Raw genomic sequence first — 19229 nt, forward strand, 5'->3', positions numbered from 1 at the left:
TGGCCGGCGGAGCGCATGGGAACATGTCGTCGACCCGGGGCGAGGCGAGGAACGAGGGGCGGACGGATGGCAGTGACCCTGGCGGACGTCGCCGCACGCGCCGGTGTCTCCTCCGCGACCGTCTCGCGCGTGCTGAGCGGCGACTACCCCGTCGCGGGCGGCACCCGGAGCCGCGTGCTGCGCGCCGTGGCCGAGCTGGAGTACGTGGTGGACGGCCCCGCCAGCGCGCTCGCCGCCGCCAGTTCCGACCTGCTGGGCATCCTCGTCAACGACATCGCCGACCCGTTCTTCGGCATCATCGCCGGAGCCGTGCAGGGCGAACTGGACAGCGGTGAGGACGCCCCGGTGCCGCGCAGACTCGCGGTGGTCTGCAACACCGGCGGGTCACCCGAACGGGAGCTGACCTACCTCACCCTGCTGCAGCGACAGCGGGCGGCGGCGATCGTGCTGACCGGCGGAGCGCTCGAGGATCCGGCACACCGCGCCTCCCTGGCCGCACGCCTGAGGCGGCTGGCCGCGGACGGCACCCGGATCGTGCTGTGCGGCAGACCGCCGCTGGACCCCCCGGAGCCGGGCGCGGAAGCTGCTGCGCCTCCGGGGCCGGACGCGCGGCCGGTCGCACGGGCGGACGCGCGGCGGGTCGCGGCGACACGGGGCAGGAGCGCCCGGCGCGCGGCGCGCGGTGCCCTCCTGACCGTGGCCTTCGACAACCGCGGCGGCGCACACGCACTGACCGGGCATCTGCTGGCGCTGGGCCACCGGCACATCGGCTATGTCGCCGGGCCTTCGGAGCGGACCACCACCCGGCACCGGCTGGCGGGCCATGTGGCGGCACTGGCCGCGTACGGGGCCGCCGGTCCGGACGAGGCGGAGCGGCTGACCGTGCACGCGGGCGGCTACGACCGGTCCTGCGGCTACCGGGGCGCGGTCGAGCTGCTGTGCAGGGCGCCGGAGACGACCGCTGTGCTGGCCGCCAACGACACCGTCGCACTCGGCGTCTGCTCCGCCCTGCGCGACGCCGGGCTGCGCGTCCCGCAGGACGTGTCGGTGGCCGGATTCGACGACCTGCCCTTCAGCGCCGACGCCGCGCCGGGGCTGACCACCGTGCGGCTGCCGCTGCGCGAGGCCGGTGCCCGCGCCGGACAGCTCGCCCTGGGTACCCGGCCGCCCCCGCCGGGCGGGACGACGACCATGCCGCACGCGCTGGTGGTCCGCGCTTCCACCGCGCCGCCCCGCGCCGGAGCGTGAGCCCCTCGCGGGCGCGGCCGGACACAGCCGCCGCGCCCGTACCGGCCCGCGCGCCGACACGAGCTCCCGAAGCCTTGCCGCGAGGGAAGGCATCTGGTCGGGTGAGCGCATGCGACTCGCGTTCTCCACGCTCGGCGTGCCCGGCATGCCCGTCGACGAAGTGCTGCGGCTGGCCGCCGACTCGGGCTTCCACGGCGTCGAACTGCGCGCCCACCCGGAGGAGCCCGTGCACCCCGGCCTCGACCGCACCGCGCGGCAACGGGTGGCGGCGCAGTTCGCGGAGGCCGGTCTCGCGCCGCTGAGCGTCGCCGGATACCCGCGGATGGCCGAGAGCGGCGAGGACGCGCCGGTGCTGGAGGAGGTGCGCGCCCTGCTGGAGCTGGCCCACGACGTGGGCGCGCCGTACGCCCGGGTCTTCCCCGGCGGTGGCCCGGACGTCGCGGAAGGCGACACGAACGCCGTACGGCGGCTGCGGCAGGCCGCCGTCATCGCCGCCGATCTGGGGGTGCGGGTGCTGCTGGAGACGCACGACTCGCACGCCACCGGCGCGGACGCGGCGCGGATCCTGAGCGCGGTCGACCACCCGGGCGCCGGAGCCCTGTGGGATGTCATGCACACCTGGCGAGGCTGCGAGGACCCGGAGGAGACCTACCGGCTGCTCGCCCCGTACCTCGGCTATGTGCAGGTGAAGGACATCGCCTCCCGGGAGGACCCCGCGCCGCTGGCGCCCGGCGAGGGCGTGCTGCCGCTCACCGAGGTCGCGGACGTGCTGACCCGGGCGACGGACGCACAGGCGGGCGCGGGCACCGAGTGGCTGTGCTGGGAGTACGAGAAGCGCTGGTTCCCACAGGCCCGTGAGCTGCCCGTGCTGCTGCCCGGGGTCCGCGACCATCTGCTGGGCCTGCTGGCCGAAGCGGCCTGAACCGCCCGGCCCGGGCGGCCCGGACGGGGGCGGTCCGGTCCGGAACGCGAAGGCGGCGCCCCGCCGCGAGAGGGAGGGCGCCGCCGGCAGCCGCGTCAGGGACGCCGGCTCCCCGTCAGGGACGCAGTTCCAGCGTCTGCTTCCGGGGCTTGTCCAGCTTCCTGTCGTACTTCGTCAGACGTTCGGGCTTCTTCTTGTCCGCGTCGTGGTCCAGTCCGGCGAACTCCAGCACCATCTTGGTGGCGGCGGCCCGGTCGTCGTCCTCGAGGGTGGCGATCCGCGCGCCGTGGTCCTGTCCGGGCGCCCAGAAGACGGCCGTGTCCTCGGTGTGCCGGCCGGGACGGAACGGCTCGGCGCCCCACGGGTCGTTCTCACCGTAGATGTAGAGCATCTGCGAGGAGCGGTGGCGCACCCAGCGGTCGATGTCGCGCATCGCCCTGTCGTGCTTGTTGAACTCCACCGGGATGCTGCGCGGCACGTAGGTGCTCGGCACGTTCAGGCCCGGGTACTTGCGCACGTCGTCGAGGAGCGGCTCCTCGTAGTCGGGCGACCCCATCTGGGTGCCCGCCTGGTAGTAGTACGGCACGTAGGGGGTGATGCCCTGGTCGGTGCCGGCCGACCAGCCGCCGATCTCGTCGGCCCACTTGTAGAGCGTGTCCGTGGAGGCGTCGGTGGCGGGCACCTGGTCGCACTCGCTCTCCAGGTGGTACTGCCAGAAGCCCCAGACGAGGTCCTGCGCGACCAGTTCGAACGCCCGGTCTGCGCTGCCTGCCAGCTTGAAGGTGTAGTCGTTCTCCTTGGCCCACGCCTTGATCCGCGAGACCATCGCGCCGCGCCGCTCGAAGATCTCGTGCTGCGCGCCGTTGAGCCGGTCCCGGCACTCCTTGGAGCCGACGTTGCGGAAGAACCGGTAGTACGCCGAGTCCTCGTCGTTGCGGACGTCGTTGGGCGCCACGTAGGGGACTGTCCCGTCCATGTCACGCGGATAGAAGCGGCGGTAGTACGTCGCGGTCATGCCGCCCTTGCTGCCGCCGGTCGCGATCCAGTTCTTGCGGTAGATCTTCTTGAGCGCCTGGTGGATGCGGTGCTGATCGCTGGCCGCCTGCCAGATGGTCAGCTTCGACCAGTCCGCGGGCTCGGGCCTGGAGGGCGTGAAGAACCGGTACTCCATGGAGACCTGGTTGCCGTCCGTCAGCTGCGTCGGCTCACTGCGGCTCGGGTTGGTGTTGAGGTTGTAGCCGCTGGTGAAGAAGACCGTGGGCCGGTTCGTGTCCTTGTGCAGGATGGAGATGCGCTGTTTGAACGTGCCCTTCCAAGGACGCCGGTGGTCCACCGGCTGTTCATAGTTGAGCAGGAAGAAGCGGTAACCGTCGACGGGCTTCTCCTCGATGAGGCTCATCCCGGGCACCGCGAGGATGCGGTCCTTGATGTCCTTGCCCGCCGCGGGATCGGCCGCGGTGGCAGCCCCCGCCGAGGCGCTGCCGACACTGAAGGTGCCTATCAGCACCACCAGAGACAGCAGCCATCTGAGCGTTTTACGCATTCACCCTCCCCTTACTACGTCAAAAGTCGTCGTGAACCTATCGGCGTCCGACCGGCTTTGCCAGACCCCGACACCGACCCGCTGTACGCATACGGGTGAACGAGCACCGCTCAGCGGTGCGAACCGGCCTGTCGGCGGTCGCCGTTACGCTGCCGCCCATGGACGACTCCGCGCTTCCCACCCCGCCCGCACCGCTGGCCACCGGCCCGCGCGAGATGCGGCTGCTCTCCTTCCACTCCGAACCCGAGGAGACCCGCTTCCCGGACGCCCCGGTCGGCTACGTCCTGCTGGTCGTGCGGCACGCCGAGAAGCTGCTGATGGTGCACGTACGCAGCCGCGCCTGCTGGGAGCTGCCCGGCGGCGGCATCGAGGAGGACGAGAGCCCACGTCAGGCCGCCGTCCGCGAGCTGCGCGAGGAGACCGGCCAGGCGGTCGACCCGGCGGCCCTGCGCTTCGCCGGGTTCGCACGCACCTCGCTGGGGCCCGAGCAGCGGGTGCTCTACGGCGCCGTCTTCACCGGCGAACTGTCCGAGGTGCTGCCCTTCACCCCGACCGAGGAGATCTCCGCGCTGCACTGGCGCAGCGGTTCGGAGCCGCTGCCCTACGGGCAGGTGCAGACAGTGGACGAATATCTGGTCGGCCTGTGCGACGCCTGAGGCGTACTGTCGGCGCATGCCGCAGCCACACGGATTCACCTATGAGCAGCGCGGACCCGCCGGGACGGTGGTGATCAGCCACAGAGGCCGCCCGGTCACCACCCTGCGCGACGGGCGGGCGCAGCGCTTCCTCCAGGAAGTGGCTGCGGGAGACGAGCAGTTGGTCATGGCCCGCTGGACGGGCAACTACAAGCGCGGCAACGAGCGCACCGCCCGGGCGCACCCGCGCAACCGCGGACGCTGACCGCACCAGGCGAAGCGCCCGGCGCCCGCGGCGCGGGCAGCCGGGCACCCGTGGTGCGGGCCCACGGCGCCGCACCACGCGGGCTCACACCACGGCGTGCTCGGAGCCGCCCGCCGTCTCCCCGGCGAAGGTCCGCCACAGCTCGGCGTAGCGCCCGCCGAGCGCCACCAGCTCTTCATGGGTGCCGTCCTCGGCAATCCGGCCCTGGTCCAGGACGATCACGCGGTCGGCGCGCGCGGCCGTCGTCAGCCGGTGCGCCACCACCAGTGTCGTCCGTTCCCCGGCCAGCCGGTCGGTGGCCTGGTTGACCAGCGACTCGGTCGCCAGGTCGAGCGCCGCCGTCGCCTCGTCCAGCAGCAGGACCGCCGGGTCCACCAGTTCGGCCCGGGCCAGCGCGATCAGCTGCCGCTGTCCGGCCGAGAGGTTGCGGCCCCGCTCGTCCACCTCGTGCAGATAGCCGCCCGACAGGGAGGCGATCATGTCGTGCGCACCGACGCCCCGGGCCGCCGCCTCCACCTCCGCGTCCGTCGCGTCCATCCGCCCGTAGGCGATGGCGTCCCGCACCGTCCCGGGGAAGAGGTAGGGCTCCTGGGGCACCACACCGATCCGGTGCCGGTAGCCGGTCAGATCGATGCCGCGCAGGTCCCGGCCGTCCGCCAGGACGGCGCCCCGGGTCGGGTCGTAGAACCGCGCGACCAGCTTGACCAGAGTGGACTTGCCCGCACCGGTCTCGCCCACGAAGGCGACCGTCTGCCCGGCCGGAATGGTCAGCCGGATGTCCGAGAGCGCCGCCTGCTCCCCCTGGGCGCCGGAGGGGTCCTCTGTGCCGTAGTGGAAGTGCACGTCCCGGAACTCGATCCCGCCGCGCAGCGCGGTCACCTCCTGCGGCGAGGTGGCGACGGGCGTACTGCTCTCCTCGCGCAGCAGTTCCTGGATGCGGCGCAGCGAGACGGCTGCCTGCTGATAGCCGTCGAAGACCTGCGAGAGCTGCTGCACCGGCGCGAAGAACAGCTCGATGTAGAGCAGGTAGGCCACCAGGGCCCCGGCCGTCAGCGTGTTGTTCTCGATCCGTCCGGCGCCCACGACGAGTACCGCGGCGGTCGCCATGGCGGCCAGGAGCTGTACGAAGGGGAAGTAGACCGAGATCAGCCACTGGCCGCGCACCCGCGCCCGGCGGTAGCCGTCGCTGCGGCGTTCGAACTGCTCGGCGCCGCGCTCCTCGCCGCGGAACGCCTGCACCATCCGCAGCCCGGCGACCGACTCCTGCAGGTCGGCGTTGACCACGCTGACCCGCTCCCGCGCCAGTTCGTACGCCTTGACGCTCTGCCGGCGGAAGAAGTAGGTGCCGACGACCAGCAGCGGCAGCGTCGCGAAGACCACCAGCGCCAGTTGGACGTCGAGCACCAGCAGCGCGCCGAGGATGCCCAGGAAGGTGAACAGCGACACGACAGCGGTGACCAGCCCGGTCTGCAGGAACGTGGAGAGCGCGTCGACGTCGGTCGTCATCCGGGTCATCACGGCACCCGCCTGGTGCCGTTCGTAGTATTCGAGGCCCAGCCGCTGCAGTTGCGCGAAAATCTTCACCCGCAGGGCGTACAGCACCCGCTCGCCGGTGCGTCCGGTCAGCAGCAGCGAGCCGGTCTGGGCGGCCCACTGCGCGACGACCACGGCCAGCGCCAGCCCGGAGGCGAACCAGACCGCGCCCAGCGCGCCCTTCTCCACACCGTCGTCGATGCCGTGCCGGATCAGCACGGGCAGCACCAGCCCGAACCCGGCGTCCAGCGCGGCGAAGACCAGGGCGACCAGCAGGGCGGCGCCGAAGCCGCGCAGCAGGCGGCGTAGCCCGTAGGAGTCCTCGCGCCGCTCCGCGCGCTCCTCGTCCACGTCGGGGAGGTCGTCGGCCGGGGGCAGCGCCGCCACTCTGGCGAGCAGTTCGGGGCTGCCGGGCAGGCCCGCCAGTTCGGCGCCGAAGGCTCCGGGCCGGCCGGCCTGCGCGGCGGCGGTTCCGCTGCCGCCGCCCGGCGGAGCGCCCTCGGTCCCGGGCTCCTGCTCGCGCACCCACAGCTCGGGGGTCACCCCGTCGACGGTGTCGTGCGCGTCGTGCACGGCCATTCCGGCCGGGTCGCGCTCCACGTCGCCGAGTTCGTCCGGGTCGGTCAGCAGCCGCCGGTAGAGGGCGCAGCGCTCGACCAGTTCCTCGTGGGTGCCGATGTCGGCCAGCCGGCCGCCGTCCAGTACCGCGATCCGGTCGGCCAGCGCCAGGGTGGACTGGCGGTGGGCGATCAGCAGGGTGGTGCGGCCGGCCATGACCTCGCGCAGCGCCTCGTGGATCTCGTGCTCCACGCGCGCGTCCACGGCCGAGGTGGCGTCGTCCAGGAGCAGCAGCCGCGGGTCGGTGAGCAGGGCGCGGGCGAGCGCGATGCGCTGCCGCTGGCCGCCGGAGAGGGTCAGTCCCTGTTCGCCGACGGCGGTCTCGTAGCCGTCCGGCAGCTCCCGGACGAACCGGTCGGCCTGGGCGGCCCGCGCTGCGGTGCGGATCTCCTCGTCGGTGGCGTCGGGAGCGCCGTAGGCGATGTTCTCCCGGAGGGAGGAGGAGAACAGGAAGGGATTCTCGGGGACGAGCCCGATGGCGGAGCGCAGCGAGTCCAGGGTCAGCTCGCGCACGTCCCGCCCGCCGACGCGCACCGCGCCGCCGGTGACGTCGTAGTAGCGCGGCAGCAGCATGGAGACGGTGGACTTGCCGCTGCCGCTGGCCCCCACCAGGGCGACCGTCTCGCCGGGTTCGATGCGCAGGCTGAAGCCGTCCAGCACGGGGGTGTCCGCCGCGTACCCGAAGCTGACGTCCTCGAACTCGACGGAGGCGTCCGCGGAGGCGGGCAGGTCACGGGCGTGCGGGCTCTCGGCCATCTGCGGTTCGGTGTCGATCAGGTCGTAGACCCGCTCGACACCTGCCCTGGCCTGCTGTCCGACGGTGAGCATCATGGCCAGCATCCGGACCGGGCCGACCAGCTGCGCCAGGTAGGTGGAGAAGGCGACGAAGGTGCCCAGCGTGATCTCGCCGCGGGTGGCCATCCAGCCGCCGAGCGCGAGCATGGCGACCTGGCCGAGCGAGGGTACGGACTGCAGGGCCGGGGTGTAGCGCGCGTTGAGGCGCACCGTGCGCAGCCGGCCCGCGAACAGCTTCCGGCTGACGGCCCGGAGCTTCCCGGTCTCCTGCGCCTCCTGGCCGAAGCCCTTGACCACGCGGACGCCGCTGACCGAGCCGTCCACCACCGAGGCGACCGCTCCGGCCTGCTGCTGCGCGTACCAGGTGGCGGGGAAGAGCCGCTTGCGGCTCAGGTCGGCGACCCACCACAGCAGCGGGAAGACCGCGACCGACACCAGGGTCAGCAGCGGCGAGAGGACAAGCATCACGACGAGCGCCACCAGGAACAGCAGCACGTTGCCGATCATCATCGGCAGCATGAACAGCAGGCTCTGCACGAGCTGGAGGTCGCTGGTGCCGCGGCCGACCACCTGGCCGGTGGACAACTCGTCCTGGCTGCGGCCGTCCAGCCGGACGATCGAGCGGTACATCTCGGTGCGCAGGTCGTGCTGGACGTCCAGCGCGAGCCGCCCGCCGTAGTAGCGGCGGGCGTAGGTCAGTACGTAGATGACGGCTGCCGCGGCGACGAGCAGCCCGATCCAGACCCACAGGCCGCCCTGTCCGCCGACCACGACGTCATCGATGATGACCTTCGTCAGCAGCGGGACGAGCGCCATGACGGCCATGCCGCCGAGCGAGGCGCCCAGTGCGAGCACCACCGCGCGCCTGTACCGCCAGCAGTATCCGGCCAGTCGCCGGGCCCAGCCCGGCGCACCCGCACTCTCCTCCGTCACCGCGTCCCCAGTCCCTTCACGTCGGCCCGCGCCCTACCGTTCCTGCCGAGTGCCCAACATCGGGAGAGCGGACTTTCATTCCGGACCGCGCCGGAGCGGGTGGGAACAGTCTGCCGGGAGGCGGAGCGGGGGCCGGGAAGGGACGAAGAGTGGCCGAAGGCGGCCAGGGGAGCGCGTGGCTCCACCGTGGCCGCCCCGGCCACCGACGGCGCGTCCCTGGGTGCGTGCGGGCCGGCACCCCCCACGAGGCCAGCTCCGCGACCGCTCCGCGCCGTCTTCCCGCGGGATCGCTTGTGCAGTCTGTCGATAACTTCCACGAAATGCACATCGACCGATCAAATTCAGTAACGTCCCGTATTAAACCAGTGGCGCTGCGTGACTGAGCGGATGTTTTCCAGAACCCCGTCAAGCCCCCGCCGACCTGGGCCGTTCGGCGTCCCGAACGGGAGCGGTCCGCCCGCCGGGCGCGGGGACCGTCCGCACACGTACGAACGGCCGGAGGGGCCGCGGCCGCAACACGGCCGGAACCCACTCATCCGGGGCGCTTCCGTCAGCTCCGAGCGGCCGCGATCTGCCGCGTCATCAGCGTCGTCAGCTCGTACGCCGTGTGGGAAGCCGCGACAGAGGTGATCTCCGCGTGGTCGTAGGCGGGAGCGACCTCCACCAGGTCGGCCGAGACGAGGTGGCAGTCGGAGAGTCCACGCAGGATCTCCAGCAGCTCCCTCGAGGTGATCCCGCCCGCCTCCGGCGTGCCCGTACCCGGAGCGTGCGCCGGATCGAGCACGTCGATGTCCACCGACACGTACAGCGGACGGGAACCGATGCGCTGCCGGAGCTGGTCGGTCACCTCGTCCACGCCGCGACGCATCACATCAGCGGAGGTGACGATGCCGAAGCCCATCTTCGCGTCGTCGTCCAGATCGCGCTTCCCGTACAGCGGACCCCTGGTGCCCACGTGGGAGAGCGCCGCGGTGTCCAGCAGCCCCTCCTCGGCCGCCCGCCGGAAGGGAGTGCCATGCGTGTAGGCGGCACCGAAGTAGGTGTCCCAGGTGTCCAGGTGCGCGTCGAAGTGCAGCAGCGCGACGGGGCCGTGCTTGCGCGCCATCGCGCGCAGCAGCGGCAGCGCGATGGTGTGGTCGCCGCCCAGCGTCATCAGCCGGGCGCCGGAGTCCAGCAGGGAGCCGGCCGCCTCCTCCACCGTCTCGACGGCCTCGCCGATGTCGAACGGGTTGACGGCGATGTCCCCGGCGTCCGCGACCTGCGCCAGCGCGAACGGCGAGGCGTCCTGCGCCGGGTTGTAGGGCCGCAGCAGCCGGGACGCCTCCCGGATCGCGTTGCCGCCGAACCGGGCACCCGGCCGGTAGGAGACACCGGTGTCGAAGGGGACGCCGACCACGGCGACGTCGGCACGGCCGCCCGTCTCGTCGATCCGCGGCAGCCGCGCGAAGGTCGCCGGACCGGCGTAGCGGGGCACCCGCGAGGAGTCGACGGGGCCGCGGGGAGTCGGAGCGCTGTCGGGGGTAGGTATGTCGCTGCTGGTCATACCGTCGAGCCTAGGCGGAACGCATGCGTCCGCCGTTGGACGGTTCGCAGGAGCGTTCCCCGCCTTTTGGACACTCCGTCCATCGAGCGACAGTACGAGCCACAATGGGTACATGTCGCAGCCGCTCTCGCCCGTGCCCCTGGCCCTGCCGCTCCCGCCGGCGCCCTCCCGTGCCGAGCTGACCAGCCACCTGGTGCGCGCCCGGATCGCGGGGGACGTCGCCACGCCGCGGGAGAACAACCTCTCCCACTACCGCAAGCTCGCCAACGGCGACCGCCACTACTGGCTCGGCCTGGAACTGGGCGAACGCTGGGCGGACGAGCAGGACGTCCTCGCGGTGATGGCGGAACGCTGCGGCGTCAACGACGACCCGGACTACCGCACCGGCCAGGACACCATCGACCCGGAGCTGACCGTGGCGGCCCTGGACCGGGCAGCCGCCGAACTCCGGAAGGCGGCGGAGGCACGCGCCCGGGTGCTGTTCGCCACCGGTCACCCCGGCGCGCTGCTGGACATGCACGGCACCCTCGCCACCGCGCTGCGCGCGGCCGGCTGCGACATCGTCCGCACCCCGCTGCGGGTCTTCGCCGACGAGGGCGTCATCGTCCAGTTCCAGGGCGTCGCCGTCTACGAACGGGGCGCCTCCCTGTGGCACACGCACTCCCCCCAGCCGATGGCGGGCGTCCTGCTGGGCCTGGAACAGGCCGGCGAACCGCTGCCCGACCTGGTGGTGGCCGACCACGGCTGGGCGGGCCGGGCCGCCCAGCAGGGGCTGACCACCGTCGGATTCGCCGACTGCAACGACCCCGCCCTCTTCCTGGGCGAGGCGGAGGGCACGCTGGAGGTCGCCGTGCCCCTGGACGACCACGTGGTCGACCCGCGCTACTACGAGCCGATGACCGCCTACCTGCTGTCCGCCGCGGGGCTCGCGGGCTGAGCCGCCGCCCGCCCCGCCGCGGCACCCGGCTCCTCCGCTCGCCGTGCCCGGGGAACCCGGACGACACCCTCCTGGATGACGGAGACGACGAGCCGCCCGTCACGGGTGAAGATCCGTCCCTTGCCGAGCCCCCGGCCGCTCTGCGACGTGGGCGACTCCTGGTCGTAGAGCAGCCACTCGTCCGCCCGGAACGGGCGGTGGAACCACATGGCGTGATCCAGCGAGGCCCCGACCACGTCACCGACGGCCCAGCCGCCCCTGCCGTGCGCGAGCAGCACGGAGTCCAGCAGCGTCATGTCCGAGACGTAGGTCGCCAGGCAGATGTGCAGCATCGGGTCGTCCAGCTCGCCGTCCAGCTTCCCGTTGGTGCGGAACCACACCTGGGAGCGCGGCTCGCTCCGGCTGCCGACCCGGGCGAACGGCGGCTCCTCGACGTACCGCAGATCCACCGCGGCCCGCGCCCGCAGCAGCCGCTCGGGCACCTGCGGGTCGACGAACAGCTCCCGGTAGCGCGGCACCGTCTCCTCAGCCGTCGGCAGCGTCTCCGGATCGGGCGCCGGGGGCATCGGCTCCTGGTGCTCCATCCCCTCCTCGTGCGTCTGGAACGAGGCGGACAGATGGAAGATCGGCTGCCCGTGCTGCACCGCCACCACGCGGCGCGTGGTGAAGGAGCGGCCGTCGCGTATCCGGTCCACGGTGTAGACGATGTGCGCCCCGGGGTCCCCGGGACGCAGGAAGTACGCGTGCAGAGAGTGCGGCAGCCGCCCGGCCGGGACGGTGCGGCAGGCGGCGACCAGCGCCTGCGCCGCGACCTGCCCGCCGAAGACCCGGGGCACCAGGGAGGCGCGGCTGCTGCCCCGGAAGATGTCCTGCTCGATCCGCTCCAGGTCGAGCAGATCGAGCAGGTCGGTCAGTTCCTGGCTCATGTCGCCGCGGCCGCCCGGTGCAGCCGTGTCGGCGCCGGGCCGCTCACAGGCCCATCGACTTCGCGACGATGGAGCGCATGACCTCGCTGGTGCCGCCGTAGATCCGCGAGACGCGGGTGTCGGCGTACAGATTGGCGATCGGGTACTCCAGCATGTAGCCGTATCCGCCGTGCAACTGGAGGCACTTGTCGATGACCCGGGCCGCGGTCTCGGTGGTGAACAGCTTGGCCGAGGCGGCGTCCGCGGGGGTCAGCTCACCGGCGTCCAGCGCCTCCAGCGCGCGGTCCACGACTGCCTGCATCGCGTCCACGTCGGACTTGCAGTCGGCGAGCACGAACTTGGTGTTCTGGAAGGAGGCCACCTCCTTGCCGAAGACCGTCCGCTCCTTGACGTACTCGTGGGCGAAGCGCACCGCCGCCGCCGACATCGCGTAGGCGCCGAGCGCGATGCCCAGCCGCTCCTGGGGCAGATTGTGGGTGAGGTAGGAGAACGCCTTGCCCTCCTCGCCCAGCAGGTCCTCGACCGGCACCTTGACGTCGGTGAAGGACAGTTCGGCGGTGTCGGAGGAGCGCAGCCCGAGCTTCTCCAGCTTGCGGCCGACCGCGTAGCCCTCGCTCCTGGCGTCCACCACGAGGATGGAGATGCCGCCGCGCCGGTCGGCGGGGTCCGGAGCCGCGGTGCGGGCGCAGACCAGCACCCGGTCGGCCTGGACGCCGCCGGTGATGAAGGTCTTGGCGCCGTTGAGGATGTAGTGCGTGCCGTCCTCGGACAGCTTGGCGGTGGTCTTCATCCCGGCCAGGTCGGAACCGGTGCCCGGCTCGGTCATGGCGATCGCGGTCATCATCTCACCGGAGACGAAGGCCGGGAGCCAGCGCTTCTTCTGCTCCTCGGAGCCGTACTTGAGCAGGTAGGGGAGGCAGAGCGCGGTGTGCACGCTGGAGCCGCCGAAACTGACCCCGGCGCGGGCGCACTCCTCGGTGATCACCGCGTTGTACTTGAAGCTCGTCTCCCCCGCGCCGCCGTACTCCTCGGGGACCTCGATGCCGAAGACGCCGAGCTGGCCGAGCTTCTTGTAGAAGTCCTTGGGGACGTAGCCCTGCTCGGCCCACTGCGGGTAGTGGGGGACGACCTCCGCCGCGATGAAGTCGCGGATCGTCCGGCGGAACGCTTCGTGGTCCTCGTTGAACACCGTGCGGCGCACAGCACGCCTCCTCGTCGCCTCGGCATGGCTAAGCGCTTGCTCAGCCTACACGCGTCAAAGCTACCGAGCAGTCACCTCAGCTGTCCAGGGCGAACCGGAGCCGGCCGCGGGCCGTGGCCGACCCACCCCCGGAGGAGAACCGCCTCGCCTGCCGTCAGACCGGGGCGCCCGGCTCCCCGTGCCCCGCGGGCGGGTACGCGGCCCGCACCACGGGGCCGCCGCCCGGCCCCTCCGGCGCGGGCGCGGCCGACGAGAGCGCACCCCGGGCCAGGCGGTGCAGCAGCGCCGCCGTCGTCTCCCGGTCCGGCAGCGCCGAGGGGCCGCTCAGGTGCGGCGTCGAGTTCAGCAGCCCGAAGACGGTGTGCACCGAGACCCGGGCCTCCAGCTCGGTCAGTCCCGGGTACAGCGCACGGACGGCCGAGACCCACAGCTCGACGTACTGCCGCTGGAGCTTGCGGACCTGCTTGCGGTCGGCCTCCCGCAGCCGGTCCAGCTCGCGGTCGTGCAGGGTGATCAGCTCGCGGTCGTCCAGCGCGAAGTCGATGTGCCCCTCGATCAGCGCGTCCAGCGCGGCACCCGGCGGCAGATCCGCCGCCGACGACTCCTCGGCCCGGCGGCGCCCCCCGTCGTAGAGCCGCCGGCTGATCCCGACCAGCAGCTCGGCCAGCATCGCGTCCTTGCCCGCGAAATGGCGGTAGAGGCCGGGGCCGCTGATGCCGACCGCCGCCCCTATCTCGTCGACCCCCACCCCGTGGAAGCCGCGCTCGGCGAAGAGCCGTGCGGCCTCCCGCAGGATCTGCTCCCGCCGGCTGGGTGCGGCCGTGCCTGCCGTCTTCGTGCTCATGCGGACCATTCTAGACAGCCGCGTTAGTCAGCGTTAACCTTGAGGCGTCGAGTTAACGATGACTAACCGCCTTCGCCGGCCACGGTGATCGCGTTGGCCGCGTCGACTCGTGGTGCGCCGTGCCGGACATGAGGTGGTGCGGCGGAAAGGGCGTGGTGTCGTGCGAGCGAGGGGGCCGGTCGGATGAACGAGCGAGCAGTGCGGGACGTGAGCGGGCACGGACCCGCGGCGCCGCGCCTGAGCAGCACCCTCGACCCCGGCTCGGACTCCGCCGGGGAGAACCGCAGGGCCCACCGCGAACTGGCCGGACAGCTCCGGGAGAAACTCGCGCGTGCCCGGCTCGGCGGTGGAGCCCGGGCACGCGAGCGGCACACGGCGCGCGGAAAGCTGCTGCCGCGGGATCGCGTGGACGCGCTGCTGGACCCCGGCTCCCCTTTCCTGGAGATCGCGCCACTGGCGGCCGACGGGATGTACGACGACGCGGCGCCCGCCGCCGGAGTGATCGCGGGGATCGGCCGGGTGGCCGGCCGCGAGGTGGTCGTCGTCGCCAACGACGCCACGGTCAAGGGCGGCACCTACTATCCGATGACGGTCAAGAAGCACCTGCGCGCGCAGGAGATCGCCCTGGAGAACCGGCTGCCGTGCCTCTACCTGGTCGACTCCGGCGGCGCGTTCCTGCCCATGCAGGACGATGTCTTCCCCGACCGGGACCACTTCGGCCGGATCTTCTACAACCAGGCCCGGATGTCCGCCGCCGGTGTCCCGCAGATCGCCGCGGTCCTCGGCTCCTGCACCGCGGGGGGCGCCTACGTCCCCGCGATGAGCGACGAGGCGGTGATCGTGCGCGGGCAGGGCACGATCTTCCTCGGCGGGCCGCCACTGGTGAAGGCGGCGACCGGTGAGGTCGTGACGGCCGAGGAGCTGGGCGGCGGCGAGACGCACTCGCGGATCTCCGGAGTGACCGACCACCTCGCGGAGGACGACGCGCACGCGCTGCGCATCGTCCGCCACATCGTCGCCACCCTCCCCGCGCCCCCCGCCGCCGCGGCCCTGCCCTGGTGCGTGCGCCCCGCCGAGGAACCGGCCCTGGACCCGGCCGGTCTCTACGACGCGGTCCCCGCCGACTCCCGCACCCCCTACGACGTGCGCGAGGTCATCGCCCGCGTGGTGGACGGCTCGCGGTTCCAGGAGTTCAAGGCGGAGTACGGCACCACCCTGGTCACCGGCTTCGCCCACGTACACGGCCACCCGGTCGGTGTGGTCGCCAACAACGGCATCCTCTTCTCCGAGTCGGCCCAGAAGGGCGCCCACTTCATCGAGCTGTGCGACCAGCGCGGCATCCCGCTGCTCTTCCTGCAGAACATCTCCGGCTTCATGGTCGGCAAGGACTACGAGGCGGGCGGCATCGCCAAGCACGGCGCCAAGATGGTCACCGCGGTGGCCTGCGCCCGGGTGCCGAAACTGACAGTCGTGATCGGCGGCTCCTACGGCGCCGGCAACTACTCGATGTGCGGCCGGGCCTACAGCCCACGCTTCCTGTGGATGTGGCCGAACGCCAAGATCTCCGTGATGGGCGGAGAGCAGGCGGCCTCGGTGCTGGCCACCGTCAAGCGGGACCAGCTGGAGGCCCGCGGCGAGGAGTGGAGCGCCGAGGAGGAAGAGGAGTTCCGCGCACCGGTCCACGCACAGTACGAATCCCAGGGCAACGCCTACTACGCCACGGCCCGGCTGTGGGACGACGGGGTGATCGACCCCCTGGAGACCCGACAGGTGCTGGGGCTGGCCCTGACCGCCTGCGCGAACGCCCCGCTGCCCGGACGCGATCCGGAGGCGCCCCGCTTCGGCGTCTTCCGGATGTGAGGGGCCGGACGTGACACAGCCGAACGCGAAACGGACCGCGGACGTGGCCGGATCCACCACCGGGGCGGAGCCCTCCGGGACCGGAAGCCACGGGGTCGTGAGGACGAGGAGAGGGCCGATGTTCGACACGGTGCTGGTCGCCAACCGCGGCGAGATCGCGGTGCGGGTGATCCGTACGCTGCGCAGGCTCGGCATCCGCTCCGTCGCGGTGCACAGCGACGCGGATGCCGACGCCCGCCATGTGCGGGAGGCCGACACCGCCGTGCGGATCGGGCCCGCTGCGGCGGTCCACAGCTATCTGAGCGCGGACCGGCTGCTGGAGGCGGCCCGCCGCAGCGGCGCCCAAGCTGTCCATCCGGGGTACGGCTTCCTCGCCGAGAACGCGGCGTTCGCCCGGCGCTGCACCGAAGCGGGCCTCGTCTTCATCGGCCCGCCCGCGGAGGCCATCGAGCTGATGGGCGACAAAATCCGCGCCAAGGAGACCGTGTCCGCGGCGGAGGTGCCGGTGGTGCCCGGCTCCGCGGGCACCGGGCTGACCGACACCGAACTGGCCGCCGCAGCCCGGCAGACGGGTCTGCCGGTCCTGCTCAAGCCGTCGGCGGGCGGCGGCGGCAAGGGCATGCGGCTGGTGCGGGACGAGGCGGCACTGCCCGACGAGATCGCCGCGGCGCGGCGCGAGGCCAAGGGCGCCTTCGGCGATGACGGACTGCTCGTGGAACGGTGGATCGACCGACCGCGGCACATCGAGATCCAGGTCCTGGCGGACGGCCACGGCACCGTCCTGCACCTGGGCGAGCGCGAGTGCTCACTCCAGCGCCGCCACCAGAAGATCATCGAGGAGGCACCCAGCCCGCTGCTCGACGCGGCGACACGCGAGGCGATGGGGCAGGCGGCGGTGAACGCGGCGCGCTCGTGCGGCTACCGGGGCGCGGGCACGGTCGAGTTCATCGTGCCGGGCGACGGCTCCGGGTCCTACTACTTCATGGAGATGAACACCCGGCTCCAGGTGGAGCACCCGGTCACCGAACTGATCACCGGGCTGGACCTGGTGGAGTGGCAGGTGCGGGTGGCCGCCGGGGAGCCGCTGCCCTTCGGGCAGCAGGAGATCGCCCTCGACGGTCACGCGGTGGAGGCCCGGATCTGCGCGGAGACGGCGCGGCGCACGCCCGGTGCCGAGGACGGGCACGTGGACTTCCTGCCCTCGGCCGGGCGGGTGCTGCTGCTGGAGGAGCCGCAGGGCGACGGGGTGCGCACCGACTCCGGGCTCGCCGAGGGCACCGAAGTGGGCACGACCTACGACCCGATGCTCTCCAAGGTCATCGCCTGGGGCCCCGACCGGGCCGCCGCGCTGCGCGGGCTGCGCGCGGCACTCGCCCGCACGACGGTGCTCGGGGTGGAGACCAACACGGCGTTCCTGCGCGCCCTGCTCGGCCACCCCGAGGTCGCCTCCGGCGACCTGGACACCGGTCTGGTGGACCGCGTGGCGGCCGAACTGCTGCCCGGGAGCGTGCCCGACGAGGTGTACGGCGCCGCAGCACTGCTGCGGCAGGCGGCGCTCGCTCCGGGGGCCGGGACGGCACAGCCCCCGATCGGCCCGCCGCAGAATGCGGCCGCCGCGTCCGCGGCCGGCGGCTGGGTCAGCCCGTTCTCCGTGCCGTCCGGGTGGCGGCTCGGCGGGCAGCGGGCATGGACGGTGCACTCGCTGCGGGTACCGGGCCGCGACCCCGTGGCGGTCCGGGTCCGGCCCACCGCACCGGACGGCAGGCGCCCCGAGGAACTACCGGCGCCGGGCGAGATGGAGGTCAGCGTCGACGGCGCCACCCCGGTACGGGCGCGGCTGGCACCGGGCACCGAGACCGACGGCCCGACCGTCCGGCTCGACTGGGACGGCATGAGCCGCACCCTCAGCCGCGTCCGATGCGGGGACGGTGACACCCCGGGCGTGTGGCTGGGCAGGGACGGCGAAGCCTGGCAGGTGCGCGACCACGACCCGGTGGCGGACGCGTTGCGGCGGGCCGGTGGCGCACACGGTGCCGACGCGCTGACCGCGCCCATGCCGGGCACCGTCACGGTGGTCAAGGCGGCCGTCGGCGACGAGGTCGCCGCGGGCCAGAGCCTGCTGGTGGTGGAGGCCATGAAGATGGAGCACGTGATCACGGCACCGCACGCGGGCCGGGTGGCCGAACTGGAAGTCACGGCGGGCAGCACCGTGGCGATGGACCAGGTGCTCGCCGTCGTGGACCCGGCCGCCGACGGCGCACCGGCGACCGGAACGGAAGCGGCGACGGAGGCGATGGGATGACGGACGCGACGAACTCTGCGGAACACACCGCTCCGGGGCGCCCCGCGGCTCCGGCCGCCGGCCCGGCGGACAGCGGCGGCACCCCGGGTGAGCTGCCGATGGTCTTCCCCATGGAGGGGCTGCCCACCCGGGTGCGGATCCACGAGGTCGGGCCGCGGGACGGGCTGCAGAACGAGTCGGCGATCGTCCCGGTCGAGGTGAAGGCGGAGTTCATCCGGCGGCTCGCCGCGGCCGGGCTGAGCACCGTGGAGGCCACCAGCTTCGTGCATCCCAAGTGGGTCCCCCAACTCGCCGACGCGGAGGAACTGTATCCGCGCCTGGCAGAGCTGGAGGGGGTGCGGCTGCCGGTGCTGGTGCCCAACGCGCGCGGCCTGGAGCGCGCGTCGGCGCTGGGCGCGCGGGAGGTGGCGGTGTTCGCGAGCGCCACGGAGTCGTTCGCCAAGGCCAACCTGAACCGCACGGTGGACGGCGCGCTGGAGATGTTCGAGCCCGTGGTGGCGCGCGCCAAGAGCGCGGGCCTCCGGGTGCGCGGCTATCTGTCGATGTGCTTCGGCGACCCGTGGGAGGGCCCGGTCCCGGTCGACCAGGTGGTGCGGGTGTGCCGGGCGCTGGCGGGGATGGGCTGCGACGAGCTGAGCCTGGGTGACACGATCGGCGTGGCCACTCCCGGCCATGTCCACGCGCTGCTCACGGCGCTCGGTACGGCAGGGCTGCCCGCTTCGGGCGTGCCCGCCGATTCCGCTCCGCCCGGCGGCCCCACGCTCGCCGTGCACTTCCACGACACCTACGGCCAGGCGCTCTCCAACACCCTGGCGGCACTCCAGCACGGAGTGGCCACGGTGGACGCCTCGGCCGGCGGGCTGGGCGGCTGCCCGTACGCCAGGAGCGCCACCGGCAACCTCGCCACCGAGGATCTGGTCTGGATGCTGCACGGCCTCGGCATCGAGACGGGTGTCGACCTGGCCCGGCTCAGCGCCACCAGCACCTGGATGGCGCAGCAGCTGGGCCGCCCCAGCCCCTCCCGGACGGTTCGCGCCCTCGCCGGCCCGGCCGCTTCCTCCGCTTCCCCCTCTTCCGCGGAGTCCCGGAACACCCCGGACTCCCCCGCCCGCAAGGAGCAGTGA

Annotated in this window: 14 protein-coding genes; 8 read left to right on the forward strand and 6 right to left on the reverse strand. The window is 72.8% G+C overall.

Annotated features, from left to right (window positions below; translation table 11 throughout):
• Positions 1 to 66: 66 nt before the first annotated feature.
• Both P2424_RS10515 and P2424_RS10520 read left to right on the forward strand, forming a co-directional pair.
• Positions 67 to 1248, forward strand: coding sequence for a LacI family DNA-binding transcriptional regulator (locus P2424_RS10515; protein ID WP_276475502.1), 1182 nt, complete (start codon positions 67 to 69; stop codon positions 1246 to 1248).
• A 109-nt stretch (positions 1249 to 1357) separates the two neighbouring features.
• On the forward strand, positions 1358 to 2170 hold the full coding sequence (locus P2424_RS10520) for a sugar phosphate isomerase/epimerase family protein (RefSeq protein WP_276475503.1): 813 nt from the start codon (positions 1358 to 1360) through the stop codon (positions 2168 to 2170).
• A gap of 115 nt (positions 2171 to 2285) precedes the next feature.
• Here the strand turns inward: P2424_RS10520 and P2424_RS10525 are convergent, their stop codons facing one another.
• Positions 2286 to 3713 (reverse strand): S28 family serine protease, encoded by a 1428-nt coding sequence (locus P2424_RS10525; protein WP_276475504.1) that lies wholly within the window; start codon positions 3711 to 3713, stop codon positions 2286 to 2288.
• Positions 3714 to 3871: 158 nt separating this feature from the next.
• Between P2424_RS10525 and P2424_RS10530 the strand changes: the two genes are divergently transcribed.
• Positions 3872 to 4369, forward strand: a complete 498-nt coding sequence (locus tag P2424_RS10530; RefSeq protein ID WP_276475505.1) for an NUDIX domain-containing protein — start codon at positions 3872 to 3874, stop codon at positions 4367 to 4369.
• A 16-nt stretch (positions 4370 to 4385) separates the two neighbouring features.
• Positions 4386 to 4613 carry a hypothetical protein gene (locus tag P2424_RS10535; protein WP_276475506.1) on the forward strand — a complete coding sequence of 76 codons (228 nt, stop codon included), beginning with the start codon at positions 4386 to 4388 and terminating at the stop codon, positions 4611 to 4613.
• A gap of 84 nt (positions 4614 to 4697) precedes the next feature.
• On the opposite strand, the gene P2424_RS10540 is transcribed toward P2424_RS10535, so the two are convergent.
• Together P2424_RS10540 and speB are read right to left on the reverse strand one after the other, a co-directional pair.
• The gene (locus P2424_RS10540) at positions 4698 to 8492 is read right to left on the reverse strand and encodes an ABC transporter ATP-binding protein (protein ID WP_276475507.1); all 3795 of its coding nucleotides are present in this window, start codon (positions 8490 to 8492) and stop codon (positions 4698 to 4700) included.
• A 550-nt stretch (positions 8493 to 9042) separates the two neighbouring features.
• Positions 9043 to 10035: an agmatinase gene (gene speB, locus P2424_RS10545; RefSeq protein WP_276475508.1), complete on the reverse strand. Its 993-nt coding sequence runs from the start codon at positions 10033 to 10035 to the stop codon at positions 9043 to 9045.
• A 112-nt stretch (positions 10036 to 10147) separates the two neighbouring features.
• Between speB and P2424_RS10550 the strand changes: the two genes are divergently transcribed.
• Entirely contained in the window at positions 10148 to 10972 is an 825-nt protein-coding gene (locus tag P2424_RS10550; protein WP_276475509.1) for a phosphatase, read from the forward strand.
• Here P2424_RS10550 and tesB read toward each other — a convergent pair.
• From tesB to P2424_RS10565, 3 genes are all read right to left on the reverse strand, one after another.
• Positions 10939 to 11898 carry an acyl-CoA thioesterase II gene (gene tesB, locus P2424_RS10555; RefSeq protein ID WP_276475510.1) on the reverse strand — a complete coding sequence of 320 codons (960 nt, stop codon included), beginning with the start codon at positions 11896 to 11898 and terminating at the stop codon, positions 10939 to 10941. The genes P2424_RS10550 and tesB overlap by 34 nt on opposite strands.
• 43 nt (positions 11899 to 11941) lie before the next feature.
• Positions 11942 to 13099, reverse strand: a complete 1158-nt coding sequence (locus tag P2424_RS10560; RefSeq protein WP_276475511.1) for an acyl-CoA dehydrogenase family protein — start codon at positions 13097 to 13099, stop codon at positions 11942 to 11944.
• A gap of 154 nt (positions 13100 to 13253) precedes the next feature.
• Positions 13254 to 13952, reverse strand: coding sequence for a TetR/AcrR family transcriptional regulator (locus P2424_RS10565; RefSeq protein ID WP_276475512.1), 699 nt, complete (start codon positions 13950 to 13952; stop codon positions 13254 to 13256).
• A 174-nt stretch (positions 13953 to 14126) separates the two neighbouring features.
• Here P2424_RS10565 and P2424_RS10570 point away from each other — a divergent pair, with 174 nt between their 5' ends.
• From P2424_RS10570 to P2424_RS10580, 3 genes are all read left to right on the forward strand, one after another.
• A complete protein-coding gene (locus tag P2424_RS10570) occupies positions 14127 to 15803 on the forward strand; it encodes a carboxyl transferase domain-containing protein (protein WP_276475513.1) in 1677 nt (558 codons plus the stop codon).
• 118 nt (positions 15804 to 15921) lie between these two features.
• Positions 15922 to 18105: a biotin carboxylase N-terminal domain-containing protein gene (locus tag P2424_RS10575; protein ID WP_276475514.1), complete on the forward strand. Its 2184-nt coding sequence runs from the start codon at positions 15922 to 15924 to the stop codon at positions 18103 to 18105.
• Positions 18106 to 18203: 98 nt separating this feature from the next.
• On the forward strand, positions 18204 to 19229 hold the full coding sequence (locus P2424_RS10580) for a hydroxymethylglutaryl-CoA lyase (RefSeq protein WP_276478915.1): 1026 nt from the start codon (positions 18204 to 18206) through the stop codon (positions 19227 to 19229).

Source organism: Streptomyces sp. WMMB303, from assembly GCF_029351045.1.
In the GTDB taxonomy this organism is placed as follows: Bacteria; Actinomycetota; Actinomycetes; order Streptomycetales; family Streptomycetaceae; genus Streptomyces.

Coding starts and splice junctions, on each gene's coding strand:
- P2424_RS10515 (WP_276475502.1), top strand. CDS start 67: ATGGCAGTGACCCTGGCGGACGTCGCCGCACGCGCCGGTGTCTCCTCC.
- P2424_RS10520 (WP_276475503.1), top strand. CDS start 1,358: ATGCGACTCGCGTTCTCCACGCTCGGCGTGCCCGGCATGCCCGTCGAC.
- P2424_RS10525 (WP_276475504.1), bottom strand. CDS start 3,713: ATGCGTAAAACGCTCAGATGGCTGCTGTCTCTGGTGGTGCTGATAGGC.
- P2424_RS10530 (WP_276475505.1), top strand. CDS start 3,872: ATGGACGACTCCGCGCTTCCCACCCCGCCCGCACCGCTGGCCACCGGC.
- P2424_RS10535 (WP_276475506.1), top strand. CDS start 4,386: ATGCCGCAGCCACACGGATTCACCTATGAGCAGCGCGGACCCGCCGGG.
- speB (WP_276475508.1), bottom strand. CDS start 10,035: ATGACCAGCAGCGACATACCTACCCCCGACAGCGCTCCGACTCCCCGC.
- P2424_RS10550 (WP_276475509.1), top strand. CDS start 10,148: ATGTCGCAGCCGCTCTCGCCCGTGCCCCTGGCCCTGCCGCTCCCGCCG.
- tesB (WP_276475510.1), bottom strand. CDS start 11,898: ATGAGCCAGGAACTGACCGACCTGCTCGATCTGCTCGACCTGGAGCGG.
- P2424_RS10565 (WP_276475512.1), bottom strand. CDS start 13,952: ATGGTCCGCATGAGCACGAAGACGGCAGGCACGGCCGCACCCAGCCGG.
- P2424_RS10570 (WP_276475513.1), top strand. CDS start 14,127: ATGAACGAGCGAGCAGTGCGGGACGTGAGCGGGCACGGACCCGCGGCG.
- P2424_RS10575 (WP_276475514.1), top strand. CDS start 15,922: ATGTTCGACACGGTGCTGGTCGCCAACCGCGGCGAGATCGCGGTGCGG.
- P2424_RS10580 (WP_276478915.1), top strand. CDS start 18,204: ATGGTCTTCCCCATGGAGGGGCTGCCCACCCGGGTGCGGATCCACGAG.